Consider the following 15,992-nt stretch of genomic DNA (forward strand, 5'->3'; position numbering starts at 1 on the left):
GCGTGTCGCCGAAGTCGGTGCGGCAGAACAGTAGCGGGCGAGCGCGGGGCACGGTTGACTGGTAACCATGGCCGCCACTCGATCCAGCAGGCAGCGTCGATCAGGGGTGCCCGCACCCGCGGTCCCGCCGGGCGAACTGATCGTCATCACCACGCCGACCGGCCCGGAGATCACACCGATCGCCCTGCGCGAGAACCGATCCGTCCGCACCAGGGTCGATGAATTGCTCCCCGGCACGGCACGTCTGGTGCCGATCTTCGGTCCGGACAACCGACTCGCGGCCAGACTGGCAGACACACCGCAGGCGTCGGTCGCGGGGGACTACCTCAGCTACTACTCGGTGCACGGTGAACTGGGTGACCTCGGCGAACTCGCGCATCGGCTGCGCGAGGACGACACCGTGGCCGCTGCCTATGTGAAGCCCGCGGCCGAACTGCCGCTGGCACCCCTCGCCGAGAACATCGTCGCACCGCGAGCGCCCGCTGTGACACCCGATTTCCGGGTCAGGCAGGCCTATCTGGACGCCGCGCCCCACGGCATCGATGCGGTGTGGGCACACGGTCAGCCCGGCGGGCTCGGCACCGGCGTGCGGGTGATCGATGTCGAGGGCGCGTGGCGGTTCACCCACGAGGACCTGCGCCAGAACCAAGGCGGGATGATCGGTGGCACCGCGTCCGACGATCTGGGGTGGCGCAATCACGGCACCGCCGTCGCCGGTGAGATCAGCGGCGACCTCAACGCCTTCGGCGTCACCGGGATCGCACCCGAGGCCCACATCAGGGCCATCTCCGTGTTCGGCATCGGCTCGGCCGCCGCGATCCGCTCCGCGGCCGACGCCCTGAACCCCGGCGACATCGTCCTCATCGAATTGCATCGCCCCGGTCCGCGATTCGACTACCGGGCCACTCCTGATCAGCGCGGCTACATCGCCGTGGAATGGTGGCCCGACGACTTCGCCGCCATCCGCTACGCCGTGAGCCGCGGCGTCGTCGTCATCGAAGCGGCGGGCAACGGGGCCGAAAACCTCGACGACGCCGTCTACGACACCCGCCCCGGTGATTTCCCCGCCACCTGGCACAACCCGTTTCGCGCGGGCCGGGCCGACTCCGGCGCCGTCCTGGTCGGCGCGGGCGCCCCACCACCGGGCTTGCACGGCCGCGACCACGGCCCCGCCCGCTCGCGTCTGGACTTCTCCAACCACGGTGCCCGCCTCGACGTCCAAGGCTGGGGCCGTGAGGTCACCACCACCGGCTACGGCGATCTCCAAGGCGGCCCCGACGAAGACCTCTGGTACACCGACGAATTCAGCGGCACCTCCAGCGCCTCGCCGATCGTCGTCGGCGCCGTCGCCGCCTACCAGGGCATCCGCGCCCACGGCCCCGGCCGCGCGACCCCGGAACAGATAAGGACCCTGCTCCGCACAACAGGCTCCGCCCAGACCGCCGCCCCCGGCCGTCCCACCACCCAGCGCATCGGCACCCTGCCAGACGTGCGCGCCATGTCGGCGAAAGGCTGATACCCGCGATGGCAGTCATCCACCAGACCACCGTCACCCCGTCCAAGCGCGATCTCGTCGCGACGTGGTTGCCCAGTCGGCAGTGGTACCAGGGCACGGTACCGAGTATTCGCAAGGCCGGCGGGTTCCGCCTCGACGATCCCGCAGGTGAAGTGGGCATCGAATTCCTGCTGTTCGTCGACGATTCCGGTGCCGACGAAGTGTTGTATCAGGTGCCGTTGACCTATCGTGGGGCGCCGCTGCCGGGAGGTGACTCCGCGCTCGTCGGCACGGCCGAACACGGAGTACTGGGCCGGCGCTGGATCTACGACGGCACCCGCGATCCGGTCGCGATCGGCGCCGTCGTGGATCTGCTGACAGGTCGGACGAGGGCTCAGGCTCAGAGCGTCAGCGACGCGCCGGATCCGACGGTCGTCGTGACGAAGCCCGAACACCGGTCGATCGAGGGTGATGTCGGCATCGGTCTGGACGACATCACCCACACCGACGTTCCCATCGGGTCCGCTGTGGTGCGATTCCATCGCTCGCCCGCGGCCGTACGACTCGGCGCGGCGGGCTCGGTCGCCGTGCCCTCCGCACTGGGCCCGGTCGTGGAGCTGATCACCGTGCTCGCCGACTAGCCCCACAGCTGCTCCCCACCACGCCACCGCGGGTAGAAAACCAGATGTGCAGTGGTGGGGTGGCGTGGGAGGGTACGAAGATGGCATCGGCGAAGAGCGTGTGCGTTCGGGCGGCTACCCAGGCGGACTCGGCTGCGATCTTGGGGTTGCAAGAGGCCGGGTTCGGGATGCGGTACGGCGGTGACGAGGACGAATTCCGGGGCAAGGTCTTTCCGGTCGAGCGGTCGTTGGTCGCGGTGGACGGTGACCGGATCGTCGGGCACACGGTGGATCGGACGATGACGGTCACCGTGCCGGGGGAACGGTCGGTGCGGGCATGTGGCATATCGGGGGTCGCGGTGGCGCCGACGCATCGGCGGCGGGGGATTCTGCGCGAGCTCTATGAGGCCCAGCATGCTCGAACCGAGGCCGACAGATTGCCGTTGACGATCTTCACGGCCAGTGAGGGCACGATCTACGGACGGTTCGGGTACGAGGTCGCCATTCTCGACACCGCGGTCTACATCGATACGCGGCGGGCCGAATTCCGTTCCACCACACCCGATCCCGGTGGTGTCACCTTGGAGACGCTGGCCGACGCCGTCTCGCGGATTCGCGAGATCTACCAACGCTGGCAGGAAGTGACCTCGGGTGCGCAGGATCGTCCGGATGCCAAGTGGGACCTGTTCTTCGCCGATGTGGAGCGCCATCGCCAGGGCGCGACGACACTGTTCGTGCTGCTGCACGCCGACGGCTACGCCCTGTATCGGCGCTTCCGGCGGGATGGCCGCGATATCGCCTCGGTGTGGGAATTTCGTGCCGTGACCCCCGATGCGCACGCCGCGCTGTGGCGGGTGCTGCTCGGTATGGACCTCGTCGACACCGTGGAAGCCGAGATCGCCGACGACGACCCGCTGGCCCACATGCTCACCGACCCACGCGCGGTGCAGGTGACCCATCGCAGAGACGCACTATGGGCACGGGTAATGAACGTACCCACCGCCCTGACCGCCCGCACCTACCGCGCCGACCTCGATACCGTGCTGGCGGTGCACGATCCGTTCCGCGGCGCCGGCGGAAATTTCGCCCTGCGCATCCGTGACGGCCTCGCCGAATGTGAGCCCACCACCCGGACAGCGACACTCGCCTTCGACATCAACATTCTCGGCGCCCTCTACTTCGGCGGGCAGCGCGCCAGCACTTTCGCCGCCGCGCACCGGATCGCGGTCGAGGATCCGAAGGTGCTGCGCGCGTTCGACGAAGCGTTCACCGCCGACCGCGCTCCGCAATTGGGCTGGCCCTTCTAGGCTCTACGCCAACGGGCGCGTTCGCCCCGAAGGTCACCGCTTCGGGAGTACGGTAGGTAGCTGTGGATTCGCACGAGGTCGATCCTTCGGTTCGGGTGCGTGGCGCCCGGGTCCACAATCTGCGCGATGTCGATGTGGATATCCCCCGAGACGCCCTGGTCGCGTTCACGGGCGTGTCGGGATCGGGCAAGTCTTCGTTGGCGTTCGGCACGCTGTACGCGGAATCGCAACGCCGCTATCTGGAGTCGGTGGCGCCGTATGCCCGACGGTTGCTGAACCAGGTCGAAGCTCCCGATGTCGACACTGTCACCGGCCTGCCGCCGACGGTGGCCCTGGCCCAGCGCCGGTCCTCGCCGTCGTCACGATCGACCGTCGGCACCGTCACCGCGATCTCGAACACGTTGCGCATGCTCATGTCCCGCGAAGGTGACTACCCCGACACCCCGGCCAGGACCGGCCCCGGGCACTACCCGGAGGGCACCAACCGCCTCTACTCCGACGCGTTCTCCCCGAACACCGTCGAAGGCGCGTGCCCGCGCTGCCACGGACAAGGTGTCGTCCACGAAGCGACCGAGGCGTCGATGGTCCCCGACCCGTCGCTGAGCATCCGAGAGGGCGCGATCGCGTCGTGGCCCGGCGCCTGGCAGGGCAAGAACCTGCGCGACGTGCTGAGCGCGCTCGGCTACGACATCGACCGCCCGTGGCGTGAACTCTCACCCGCCGCCCGCGAATGGATCCTGTTCACCGAGGAGAAACCGGTCGTCACGGTAGAACCCGTGCGCGAACCGCATCGCATCCACCGCCCCTACCAGGGCACCTACACCGGCGCCAAGCAGTTGCTGCTGCGCTCGCACGCCGAATCCAAGAGTGAGGCCACCAGGGCCCGCGCGGCCGAGTACCTGCACACCGCCGTCTGCCCGCTGTGTGACGGGCGGCGACTCAAACCCGAAGCGCTCGCGGTGACCTTCGCCGGGTACAACATCACCGAACTCGCCGACCTGCCGCTGAGTGAGCTCGTCGAGGTGCTGCGGCCCTACACCCCCGGCACGGAGGCGCTGGCGGTGCTCACCCAGGATCTGACCTCGCGCATCGATGTGCTGATCGAACTCGGGCTCGGCTATCTGAGCGTCGACCGGGAGAGTCCGACACTGTCCGGCGGTGAGCTGCAACGATTACGACTGGCCGGGCAGCTGCGGTCGGGACTGTTCGGTGTCGTCTACATTCTCGACGAGCCGTCAGCGGGACTGCACCCGGCCGACACCGCCGCCCTGACGAAAGTGCTCGACCGGCTCAAGAATTCGGGCAACAGCGTGTTCCTCGTCGAACACGACCTCGACGTCGTCCGTCACGCCGACTGGCTCATCGACATCGGCCCCGGCGCGGGCGTGCACGGCGGCACAGTGCTCTACGCCGGTGAAGTCGACGGCTTGCGCGAGGTGGCCGACTCGGTCACCCGGCCCTACCTGTTCGACGAGATAGTGCGCCCCCCGCGCGCGGCCCGCACGCCCACCGGCGCGCTGCGACTACGCGCGATCACCAGCCACAATCTGCACGACCTCGACGTCGACATTCCCCTCGGTGTGTTCACCACGATCACCGGTGTCTCCGGATCGGGCAAATCCACGCTGCTGCACGCTGTTTCGGCCGCCGCCGAGGCGGATGCGGACATCGTGCGAGTCGTCGAGGTCGATCAGGCGCCGATCGGGCGCACCCCACGATCGAACCTGGCCACCTACACCGGCCTGTTCGACACGGTGCGAAAACTGTTCGCCGCGACCGAGGCCGCCCAAGCTCGCGGCTACGGGGTCGGCCGGTTCTCGTTCAATGTTGCCGAAGGACGTTGCCCGACCTGTCAGGGCGAGGGATACATCACCGTGGAACTGCTGTTCCTGCCCAGTACCTACAGCCCGTGCCCGGCCTGCCACGGTGCGCGCTACAACCCCGAAACCCTCGAAATCACCTATCGCGACACCACGATCGCCCAGGTGCTCGACATGACCGTCGACCGCGCCGCCGACTTCCTCGCCGACGTCGGCGTCGTCGCGCGCGCTCTGCACACGCTGCGCGATGTCGGCCTCGGCTACCTGCGGCTCGGGCAACCTGCCACCGAACTGTCCGGTGGTGAAGCGCAGCGAGTGAAGCTGGCCACCGAGTTGCAGCGGGCGCGGCGCGCGGGCACCGTCTACCTGCTCGACGAACCGACAACCGGGCTGCATCCGGCCGACACCGATATCCTGATGACACAACTGAATTCGCTCGTCGACAGCGGTGCGAGCGTGGTGGTGGTCGAACACGACATGACCGTGGTCGCCGAAGCCGATCATGTGATCGACATGGGACCGGGCGGTGGCGGGCAGGGGGGCCGAATCGTGGCACAGGGGACACCGGAGCAGGTGGCGGACAATCCGGTGAGCCGGACCTCGCCCTACCTGGCGGAGCGGCTGACATGAACCGCGACGCCGATCGGACCGGCACCGCGATGCTCGTGGCCGGTGGGTGCTCGTTCGGGTTGGGGGTGGCGCTGCTGCTGTGGCCGGGGCGCGACGAATCCACCCTGGCAACGCTGTTCGGGATCTCGCTGGTCCTGAGCACCGCGGTGCAGACGTATCTGGCGTTCATGGCGCGGATCGCGTTCCTGCTGCGGGTGCTGGTACTGGTCAGCGCCGCGCTCACCGGGATATTGGCCGGACTGGTCTTCTACGGCGGCAATATCGAACTGCTCGCGCTGTGGATCGGCATCGGCTGGTCGGTGCGCGGCATCGTGCAGGCGCTGGTCGCGGCGTGGGACGACAGCATCGTCGACGGCTGGACCCACGAAGTGTGCGGGCTCGTCACCACCGCGATCGGCATCGCCGTCATCGCGATCACCTTCCAGACGGTCACGGGGCTGGCCACGATGGCCGGTGGTGGGCTGGTCGTGATCGGTGTCATGGAACTGCTCGCCGGTGGACTCTGGCGGGCGGCGCTGCACGCGACGCACGGGTCCGCGACCGAGGAACAGAGTCGGCCGATTCGTGCCGCGACCGAGCTGTAGTAGCGAATCACACACTGCCAGTGCGTAATTCGAGGTTTACGCGAACTCGGGGACAACGCGACATTGCGGGCAGTCGAGCGCGTGCTGAACTCTGTGTGCACCCTCGCTCACAGCTGGGGTAACTGTGCTGCGCGCCGGTAGCGTGGCCCGCGGCGTGCGCACGGGGAGAGGGCCCTGTTCGGCGCGCCGCGTCCGCAGAGCCCGATTGTGAGCCCAGGAGAATTGTGGTGTCGCGCGTAGTACCCGGCCTAGCTGCCGATGCCGTCCAGCGTGAAGAGCTGGCTATGCGGCGCATGACCGAGAGTTTGGTCGAAGACCTGTCCGAGAACGTCCCCGTCGACCAGGTGACGTCGGCGGTAGGCGCCGCGCACCATCGTTTCACCGATAAGCCGATCCGGGAGTTCGTGCCGATTCTGGTCGAGCGGATCGTACGCCGTGAACTCGCCGATCCCGATCCGACGGTACGGATTCCGGCCCCCTCGGCCAGCGTGCGGGCCTCCGAGCTCATCGCGCGAGAGTCGAACACGACCGAGAAGCAGACCGAGCGGCTGGTGAGCAGGCGGGCGGTGGTGCCGATGTCGCTCGGCGCGGTCGTGGTGGTCGCCGCCGTCGTGGCCGGGGTCGTGCTGTTGCCCGGAGGCGCGGATGCTCCGGCCGCCGCTCCGGTCGCCGCGGCGACTGTGGTGCGCGGTGTCGTCGGGTCGGAGAAGATGTCGTTCTTCGCTGACGAGCGCGTGGTGAAGGTGCTCGCCGACAACGGCATCCGAGTCGAGGTCGAACCGGCCGGTTCGCGCCAGATCGCGACCACCGTCGATCTCGGCGCCTTCGATTTCGCGTTCCCGTCCAGCATTCCGGCCGCGGAACGAATCCAGCGCCAGCGCAACATCACCACCGAATACACGCCGTTCTCGTCGCCCATCGCCATCGCCACCTACCGGCCGATCGCGGACCTGCTGACGACGGCCGGGGTGATCAAGCCGGGTCCGGTCGCGACGTTCGACATGAACAAGTACCTGGAGTTGGCCGGCACCGGCGTGCAGTGGGACGACCTGCCCGACAACACCACCTACCCGGTGGCCAAGAACATCTTGGTCTCCACCACCGATCCGCGCAGTTCCAATTCCGCGGCCATGTACCTGTCGATCGCCAGCTACGTCGCCAACGACCACACCATCGTGCGCGGCGCCACCGCCGAACAGCACGTGTTGCCCGCCCTGTCGAAACTGTTCCTCGCCCAGGGCTACACCGACAACAGCAGCGAAGGACCGTTCAACCAGTACCTCACCAACGGTATGGGCCCGACCCCGCTGGTCTGCATCTACGAGGCGCAGTTCGTCGAAGCGGCGGGCAAGGGCCGGATCAAGCCGGACATGGTGCTGACGTACCCGACCCCGACCGTCCTGTCGAGTCACACGCTGGTCCCGTTGAATCCCACCGGCGACAAGATCGGCAAACTCCTCACCGACAACCCCGAGCTGCGCCGTCTGGCCACCGAACACGGCTTCCGCACCGGCGACACCGCCCAGTTCACCTCGGTCGCCGCTGAGCGTTCGGTGCCGGTGGCCGCCGATCTGATCGACGTGGTCGACGTACCGGCCTACGAGACCCTCGAGCACCTGCTCGACGGGGTCGCCAACTCCTACAACTGAACCTGCCCCACCCTGGTGCCGTGCAGCTCTCCGCTGTGCGGCATCGGCGTTCGTTCGCTCGTTGCCGCGGTAGTGCCGGTGCTCGTCGGTCGAATCATTGCGTGCTCGCGTGTTTCCGGGTGAGAACTCAGCAGGCGAACCCCCTTGACGCATGGACTGACATGCGGGAATCGTAGTCACCGCGACCCGGGGGGCTTGACACGTATTCAGTGCACGACTGTACACTGAGCTTTCCAGGTGATACCAGCTGGTTTGCACTGCGAATGGAGTCCCACCGAGATGGACAAATTCGAACCCGGCCGAGAACTGCTCAACGAACTGTCCATCGCGGCGCGCCGAACAGGTACCGCGCTGGCGAGCATCGTGAGCGACGCGGGACGCAAGAGCGCCCGCGAAGTGGTCGATCTGGCGCACGAAGGTCGCGAACTGGTCGCCGCGACACTGCGCGCACGCGCGGACGAACTTCGCCGCCGCCGTTAGCTCGACCGCCCCCGTCGGCGAATGTGCCATAGCTGGGAACATCCTTGCCGATTCGGCAATTTTTCTGGGCAGCTCGGCTGACAGCTGGTGATACTCGGGTCCTCGATTCGAGGAGGACCGCCCATGCTGGACAACCCTATTCGCGCCCGCACCACCACCGTTCGTCCCTGGGCGGTGCTGGCGGTCTGTTCGTTGAGCCTGTTCGTCGTCGGTCTCGACGCGACCATCGTCACCGTGGCCCTGCCCGCGATCGGTGACGGCATCGGGGTCGGGCCGCAGGGCCTGGAGTGGGTCGTCGACTCCTACACCTTGGCGCTGGCGAGCTTTCTCATCACCTCCGGGGCGATCGCGGATCGGGTCGGGCGGCGTCGGGTATTCCGGCTCGGCCTTGCGGTCTTCGGCATCGCTTCGGCGGTGTGCGCGCTGGCGCCGACGGTCGAGGTACTGATCGCGGCGCGGATCGCCCAGGGCGTGGGTGGATCGATGCTGAGCCCGGTGGCGTTGGCGATCGTGGTGTCGACGATCATCGATCCGCGGCAGCGCGCACGGGCGATCGGGGTGTGGGCGGCGGTGTTCGGGGTGAGCATGGCGGTCGGGCCGACGCTGGGAGGGGCGCTGGTCGATTGGTTCGGGTGGCGGTCGGTGTTCTGGATCGCGGTACCCGTGGTGGTGATCGCTCTCGTGCTGAGCGCGGTGTTCGTCCCGGAATCGCGGGCCGAGCAGGGACGTCGGATCGACGTTGTGGGGCAGGTGTTGCTGGTGCTGGTCATCGCAGGAGTGATCGCGCTGCTCATCGAAGGGCCGCGAATCGGATGGGGCTCGGCCACGGCAGTCGCCGGATATCTCAGCGTCGGGGCCGCGACCGCCGGATTCGTGTGGGTGGAACGCCGGGTGGCCGAGCCGTTGATCGATCCCGCACTGTTTCGGCGCGCGCCGTTCTCCGCCGCGGTCGTCGGGGCGGTGGTGGTGTTCGTCGCGCTGACCACCACCTTGCTGCTGAGCACCTGGCATCTGCAGCAGGGACGGGGGATGAGCGCGGTCGCGGCGGGGGCGATCACGCTGCCGCTCGCGGTGGCCGCGACCTTCTGCGCACCGCTGTCGGGAATCCTCGTCGGCCGCGTCGGTGCTCGACTGCCGTTGTTGCTCGCGGGTGGATTCCTCACTGCCGGTGGAGCTCTGCTCGTCGGCGCGGGCGACGAGCCGGATCCGATAGTGATGCTGGGCGCGTTCGCGCTGATCGGGGTCGGCTTCGGGTTCGCGAACGCCCCGATCACCAACACCGCCGTGAGCGGATTGCCCGCCGCCAGGGCCGGGGTCGCGGGTGGGATCGCCTCCACCGCTCGGCAAGTCGGCGCCGCGGTCGGTATCGCGGTTGCCGGGGGACTGATCGCCGGTGCCGGATCGGCCCGGCTCGGGTGGATCGTCGTCGCCGGTTGCGGCGTGACCGTGGTGGCGCTGGCCCGACTTTCGCCATCGAAAGAACTCTGACCTGCGACAAAGGTTATGGTGAAAGAACATTCGCAACGACCGATGAGTTCTCACGTTCCGCACCGTCTGTATGAGTGCTACCTGTAGCCGAGATCCGGGAGAGCCTCATGACCGCCAGTTCCGCCGTCACCACCGGCACCCTCGTGGTGCCCGACGCCCGCCTGTATTACGAGGTCCGTGGATCGGGACCGCTACTCGTGCTCGTCGGCGCCCCGATGAACGCCGCCTCGTTCGCCGCGGCCGCCGAACAACTCGCCACCACCAACACCGTCCTCACCACCGACCCGCGCGGTCATTTCGGTAGCCCCCTCGACGATCCGAACCAGGATTCGACGGTGCTCGCCCGTGCCGGGGACCTAGCCCAGCTCATCACCCATCTCGACGAGGGCCCGGCCGTGGTCTTCGGATCCAGCGGCGGCGCCGTCACCGCGCTGGCTCTGGCTCAGACCCACCCCGATCTGGTCACTACCGCCGTCGCCCACGAACCGCCGCTGCGCGAACTGCTGCCCGACGCCGATGCCCAGCGCGCGCTCACCGAGGACGTCGTCGCCACCTACGCCACCGGTGAGGTGATCGGCGCCTGGCGAAAGTTCTTCGCCCAAGCCGAGATTCCCATCCCGGACCCGATGCTCGAACAGATCTTCGGCGGCGACCGCGATCCTCAGCAGGTGGCCAGCGAACGCTTCTGGTTCGCCCATGAACTAGGCCAGACCACCGGCTGGGTACCGGACCCGCCGTTGCTGCGCTCGATCCCCACCCGCGTGATCGTCGGAATCGGTGCCGAGTCCACCGGCCAGTTCTGCGATCACACCGGACGAGAACTGGCCTCGGCGCTGGGCGTGGAACCGGTCATGTTCCCCGGCGACCACACCGGATTCGTCAACGACCCCGTCACCTTCGCCGCCCGGCTGCAAGAAGTACTCGACGAGCCGTGAGCGTGGTTGCTCGCACACGGCGAGGCCGGGAGAGAAGATGCCAGGCATGAGCGAATCCCAGGACTGGAACAGCAAGATCATCGCCGAGTTCCGCGACAACGACGGGCGAGTGGGTGGGCCCTTCGAGGGTGCGCCGATGGTGCTGGTGCATCACCGAGGGCGGCGCACCGACCGGCAACTGGTGTCTCCGATGATGTACCTGGCCGATGAGAACGACCCGAAGGTCATGTATGTCTTCGCGTCCAAAGCCGGTGCCCCCACCAATCCCGACTGGTACCACAACCTCGTCTCGGCGGGCACAGCAGAGGCGGAGGTCGGCACCGAGACCTTCGCGGTCACCGTCACCGAAGTCACCGGCGCCGAACGTGACCGCCTCTACGCCGAGCAGGCGCGACGGTATCCCGGTTTCGCCGAATACGAGGAGAAGACGAAGGGTGTCCGCACCATCCCGGTGCTCGCGTTGAGTCGGAACTGATCCGATGACGTAGTGGGGCAGGGCGACCGGACCGCCCTGCCCCACTACCGCAGTCCGATGTGGTGGTAGTACCGCAGTCCGATGTCTGTGTGGGCCTGCGCTTCCTACCGTTCGATCATGCGTTTTGGAATCTTCACCGTGCCGATCCTCACGGCCGCGCTGGTCCTGTCCGCCTGCACGACGAGTGAGGCCGATCCCGTCGTGGTCGCCCGGGTGGACAGCGTGCGGGGCGACCTCGATGCGATGGTCGGCTCGGGCGCCGTCGGGGCCATCGCCACGCTCACCGAGAACGGTGCGAGCACCGTCGTCGGCTCCGGTCTGGGCGATGTCGTCGCGGCGACTCCGATCGTCACCGACGTTGCCCAGCATGTGCGGATCGGCAGCGTCACCAAGGCCTTCACCGCCGCGATCGTGCTGCAACTGGTCGCCGAACACCGCGTCGACCTCGACCGGTCCGTCGACACGTATCTGCCCGGATTGCTCACCGGTGACGGCGTGGACGGTCGCGCGATCACCGTTCGTCAGATCCTGGGCCACCGCAGTGGCCTGCCCGAGCCGACTCGATCCCCCGAGCTCGACGAGCACGAAGCGGCCAAGAACGGTCGCACCTTCACCCCGGCCGAGGAGATCGCACTGGCCCTGGAGAACCCCGCGAAGTTCGCGCCCGGCAGCCGGTTCGAGTACACCAACATCAACTACATCGTCGCGGGCATGCTGATCGAGGCAGTGACCGGACATCGCTACACCGATGAACTGCGCGACCGCATCCTGATTCCGCTCGGCCTGTCGAATACCTACCTGCCCGCCACCGGCGAAACCGGGCTGCGCCTGCCCCATCCCACCGGTTACACCACCGTCGACGGGACCGTCACCGATACGACACCGATGGAGCCGTCGGTGCCGTGGACATCGGGTGCCCTGGTCAGCACCGGCGTCGATGTGAATCGGTTCTTCCTCGCGCTGCTGGCCGGTCAGGTCGTGCCCGAGCCACAACTTCGGCAGATGCTCGACGGAATCGACATGGGCAACGGGGACGGCATGTCCTACGGTCTCGGTCTCGGCTACACCCCACTGCCGTGCGGTGCCCAGTTTGTCGGCCACATCGGCGGCGTCCCCGGATTCTCCACCGTCGCGGGCGCCACCCGAGCCGGGCGGGCGGTCACCATCGTCTACACCGGCACATCCTCCGCTGTCGATCTCGCCGGGATGCTCACTCACGCACTGTGTGACTGAATATCGCGCCTCAGGGCATTGGTGGCACTTGATGCACAGTTGCACCGGGTGCATTCACGATCGCGTCACGGCAGCGCTCGCTCACCGTGCGCAGCGCCGTGATGAGCTCCGGTGGATCGGTGACAGTGAATTCGATGTCCAAGGCGGTGATCATCCAGGCCAGCGAGGCAGGGGAGTCCGCACCCAGGTGCAGCAGGCAGCGGGAGTCGTCGACCGCTTCGAGCACACCCATTCCGGGCCAGACACGATCGGCCAGCTCGGTGGCTGATCCGTGCAGGGTGACGGCAGTGCGCCACGGCCACGACGCGACCGACAGCCTGCGTGACAGATAGGTTGCCGCGTCGCCGTCGGGCAGTGGGCGCGGGGCGAATCGTGGTCGGCACGCGCGGCTGGAGCCGGTCGATGCGGAAGGACCGCCAGTCCGCCCGGTCCACATCCCAACCGACCAGATACCAGTGCCTGCTCACATTGACCAGTGAATCGGGTTCGACATCGCGGCGAGACGTCTGACCGGCGTGGTCGGTGTAGTCGAAGCGCAGACGCTCGTGGCGTCGGCAGGCTTCCGCGATCGTCAGCAGGGTCTCGGGCGCCACCCGCGGTGCTTGGGCGGCAACCCGCACCATGGACTGCTGCAATGTCGTCAGCCGATGGCGCAGCCGCGACGGCAGCACCTGTTCCAGCTTGGCGAGTGCGCGCAACGACGCGTCCTCGATGCCGGTGACGGTGCCGCCCGAGGTGGTGCGCAGACCGACCGCGACAGCCACGGCTTCCTCGTCGTCGAGCAACAATGGCGGCATCGACGCACCGGCCCCCAAGCGATAACCCGCGCTGCCCTGCAATGCCTGCACCGGATAGCCCAGTCCGCGCAGCCGCTCCACATCGCGGCGCACGGTGCGTGTGGTGACAGCGAGCTTGGTCGCCAGTTCGGCGCCGGACCACGCGCGGTGGGTCTGCAACAACGACAACAGACGCAGCAGCCGGGCAGAGGTGTCGGACATCCGTTCATCATGCAGCGAACTTAGGAACGATATTGACCTAAGTGGTCCCTAGCGTTGCCGGTATGAGCGACATCGACACCTTCCGGATCGACATCCCGCAGTCCGAGCTCGACGACCTGCACGAGCGGCTCGCCCGCACCCGCTGGGCCGAGGACCTGCCCGGCACCGGCTGGACCTACGGCCTGCCCACCAGCTACCTGCGGAATCTCGCCGACTACTGGCGGACCGGGTTCGACTGGCGCGCCACCGAAGCCGCACGTAACGCCCACCCGCAGTTCGTCACCGAGATCGACGGACAGCGCTTGCACTTCACCCACGTCCGCTCTGGCGAACCGGACGCGCTGCCGCTGGTGCTCGTGCACGGCTGGCCGTTCACCGACTTCGGCGCGACGATCGGCCCACTGACCGACCCGCGTGCGCACGGCGGCGACCCGCGCGACGCCTTCGACCTCATCATCCCGTCTCTGCCCGGTTTCGGCTTCTCCGGACCCACGCATCAGCCCGGCCACGCCGCGACCGAGCGATCCGCCGAACTGATCGCCCGGCTGATGAGCGAACTGGGCTACGAACGCTACGGCGCGCAGGGCGGCGACGCGGGCTCGTTTATCGCCCCGCAACTGGGTCGCGTCGACACCGCGCGAGTCGCCGGCGTGCACCTCAACGCCGCGATCACCATCCCCGCCTGGAACGACGACGGCGCGGGCTACACCGAGCGGGATCAGGAAAAGCTTGCCGCACTCCAGGATTGGAGCAGCAACGAAACCTCGGCCTACGCGGGTGTCCACGGCACCCGCCCCCACACCCTGGCCCACGCGCTCACCGATTCGCCGGTCGGCCTGCTCGCCTGGATCGTCGACGTCGTCAACACCTACAAGGACCCCGCCGCCGCGCTGCCCGAGGACTCCCTCGACCGCGACGCCATACTCGCCGAAATCGCGATTCTGTGGTTCACCGGCACCGCCGGATCCTCGATGCGCCTGTACAAGGAATCCCAACAGTGGGGCGCCGACCTGCCCAGCTCCGGTGTCCCGACAGCGGTCGCGGTCTTCCCCGGCGACTCCACGATTCGCGGCATCGCCGAGAAACAGAACAACCTCGTCCGCTGGACCGAATACGACCGTGGGGGGCACTTCGCCGCGATGGAAGCGCCTGACCTGCTGGTCGAGGATGTGCGCGAGTTCTTCCGCTCGGTGCGGTAGGCACGTCGGCCTCCGGGTCACGGCCTGGGGGCACCGCCGTCTCGATGCCACACGGCACCGATCTCGCTCAGCCGCTCGACCGCGTAGGCGGGCTCGACCAGTGCCTCCGGGGTGTGGATGCCCGGTGCGGGACGATCGCCGCGCAGGCCGAGCAGCCTTTCGACGCCGAGCGCGATCCCGAGGGCAGTCAGCGGGCGCTGCCCGTCCCGATGGACGAGATGTTGTGTCCTAGCGATCGGTTCGCCGGTCCGGGCGGTGCCGACGAGATCGATGCTGATCTCGACGGAGGCAGGTTCGCCGCGACGTCTGGTCGGGGTCTCACCGACGGCGAAGTCGACCCGGACGTTCGGTGCGCCGGTCGCGAGGGCCAGGCTCGGCACATCGAGAACCGGGATGCTCTGACCGGGCAGCGCGGTGCCGTCGACCGTGTAGACGTCCGCTCGTGCCTCGGCCTCGGTGAGCCAGGTGAAAACGCCGTCGCGTCGCACCAGGCCCGCCGAGGTGACGGCCGACCAACGCTCCAGGTCCGCGATTCCCGCCGGTCCGCCGGTGTCGGTGTCGTCGAGGGCGACACCGACACGAACCGAGTCGACGCGGTCGAACTCGCGCGCGGACTCCAGTGCGGCGAGAACGATGATTCCCGCCATCAAGTGGCTGGCGACCAGAACCGGTGCCGCACTCGACCTTTGCGCGCCCGCGACGATCTCCGGGCCGATGTCGAGCAGGCCGCTGGAGATGCTGAGGTAGGGCAGTCTGTGGTCCTGCGCGTAGTGCAGGCCGTTGAGTCTGTCGTCCCACAGTGTCGCGACCACCGCCGAGTAGGCGGCATCGGCGAGGCCGAGATCGCGGCGCGACAGATCGATCGTGACAGCGGTCGCGGTGCCGAGTTCGTCGGCCACACGTTGCGCCCGGCCGAGATCGCGACCCGCGATGGTCAACGGCAGGCTCGGGTACCAGCGGCGCAACAGGGCGGCGGTGTTCGACCCCGCCTGCCCCGAACCGCCCATGATCAGTACCGATTTCTCCATGGTGAATTCCTCTCCGGCTGTAAAGCTACAGTTTGTAACTTACTCTTTGTA

13 protein-coding genes and 1 pseudogene are annotated in these 15,992 nt (G+C 67.9%); 12 read left to right on the forward strand and 2 right to left on the reverse strand.

The annotated features are described in order from the left end of the window. Window positions 1-67: 67 nt before the first annotated feature. From ASD42_RS22060 to ASD42_RS22110, 11 genes are all read left to right on the forward strand, one after another. The gene (locus tag ASD42_RS22060; RefSeq protein WP_082843684.1) at window positions 68-1,516 is read left to right on the forward strand and encodes a S8 family peptidase; all 1,449 of its coding nucleotides are present in this window, start codon (window positions 68-70) and stop codon (window positions 1,514-1,516) included. 8 nt (window positions 1,517-1,524) lie between these two features. Further along, on the forward strand, window positions 1,525-2,136 hold the full coding sequence (locus tag ASD42_RS22065; protein WP_056819743.1) for a maltokinase N-terminal cap-like domain-containing protein: 612 nt from the start codon (window positions 1,525-1,527) through the stop codon (window positions 2,134-2,136). Between the two features lie 80 nt (window positions 2,137-2,216). Beyond that, a complete protein-coding gene (locus ASD42_RS22070) occupies window positions 2,217-3,422 on the forward strand; it encodes a GNAT family N-acetyltransferase (protein ID WP_056819745.1) in 1,206 nt (401 codons plus the stop codon). A gap of 62 nt (window positions 3,423-3,484) precedes the next feature. Beyond that, window positions 3,485-5,872: an ATP-binding cassette domain-containing protein gene (locus tag ASD42_RS22075; RefSeq protein ID WP_056819748.1), complete on the forward strand. Its 2,388-nt coding sequence runs from the start codon at window positions 3,485-3,487 to the stop codon at window positions 5,870-5,872. After that, the gene (locus tag ASD42_RS22080) at window positions 5,869-6,456 is read left to right on the forward strand and encodes a hypothetical protein (RefSeq protein ID WP_056819750.1); all 588 of its coding nucleotides are present in this window, start codon (window positions 5,869-5,871) and stop codon (window positions 6,454-6,456) included. The genes ASD42_RS22075 and ASD42_RS22080 overlap by 4 nt, the downstream gene beginning before the upstream one ends. 227 nt (window positions 6,457-6,683) lie before the next feature. Next, window positions 6,684-8,105 (forward strand): three-helix bundle dimerization domain-containing protein, encoded by a 1,422-nt coding sequence (locus ASD42_RS22085; RefSeq protein ID WP_235569773.1) that lies wholly within the window; start codon window positions 6,684-6,686, stop codon window positions 8,103-8,105. 279 nt (window positions 8,106-8,384) lie between these two features. Next, a complete protein-coding gene (locus tag ASD42_RS22090) occupies window positions 8,385-8,585 on the forward strand; it encodes a hypothetical protein (RefSeq protein WP_056819754.1) in 201 nt (66 codons plus the stop codon). Between the two features lie 123 nt (window positions 8,586-8,708). Continuing rightward, window positions 8,709-10,073 carry an MFS transporter gene (locus tag ASD42_RS22095; protein ID WP_056819757.1) on the forward strand — a complete coding sequence of 455 codons (1,365 nt, stop codon included), beginning with the start codon at window positions 8,709-8,711 and terminating at the stop codon, window positions 10,071-10,073. A 107-nt stretch (window positions 10,074-10,180) separates the two neighbouring features. Further along, a complete protein-coding gene (locus ASD42_RS22100) occupies window positions 10,181-11,008 on the forward strand; it encodes an alpha/beta fold hydrolase (RefSeq protein WP_056819759.1) in 828 nt (275 codons plus the stop codon). A 46-nt stretch (window positions 11,009-11,054) separates the two neighbouring features. After that, window positions 11,055-11,483: a nitroreductase/quinone reductase family protein gene (locus tag ASD42_RS22105; RefSeq protein WP_056819771.1), complete on the forward strand. Its 429-nt coding sequence runs from the start codon at window positions 11,055-11,057 to the stop codon at window positions 11,481-11,483. Between the two features lie 117 nt (window positions 11,484-11,600). Next, a complete protein-coding gene (locus ASD42_RS22110) occupies window positions 11,601-12,716 on the forward strand; it encodes a serine hydrolase domain-containing protein (RefSeq protein WP_056819774.1) in 1,116 nt (371 codons plus the stop codon). Window positions 12,717-12,726: 10 nt separating this feature from the next. On the opposite strand, the pseudogene ASD42_RS22115 reads toward ASD42_RS22110, so the two are convergent. After that, window positions 12,727-13,714 (reverse strand): annotated as a pseudogene (locus ASD42_RS22115) (helix-turn-helix transcriptional regulator). 62 nt (window positions 13,715-13,776) lie between these two features. Here ASD42_RS22115 and ASD42_RS22120 point away from each other — a divergent pair. Further along, a complete protein-coding gene (locus ASD42_RS22120) occupies window positions 13,777-14,913 on the forward strand; it encodes an epoxide hydrolase family protein (RefSeq protein ID WP_056819777.1) in 1,137 nt (378 codons plus the stop codon). A gap of 17 nt (window positions 14,914-14,930) precedes the next feature. Here the strand turns inward: ASD42_RS22120 and ASD42_RS22125 are convergent, their stop codons facing one another. Further along, on the reverse strand, window positions 14,931-15,941 hold the full coding sequence (locus tag ASD42_RS22125; RefSeq protein ID WP_056819779.1) for a hypothetical protein: 1,011 nt from the start codon (window positions 15,939-15,941) through the stop codon (window positions 14,931-14,933). Window positions 15,942-15,992: the final 51 nt, after the last annotated feature.

Source organism: Nocardia sp. Root136 (genome assembly GCF_001427185.1).
Lineage (GTDB): Bacteria > Actinomycetota > Actinomycetes > Mycobacteriales > Mycobacteriaceae > Nocardia > Nocardia salmonicida.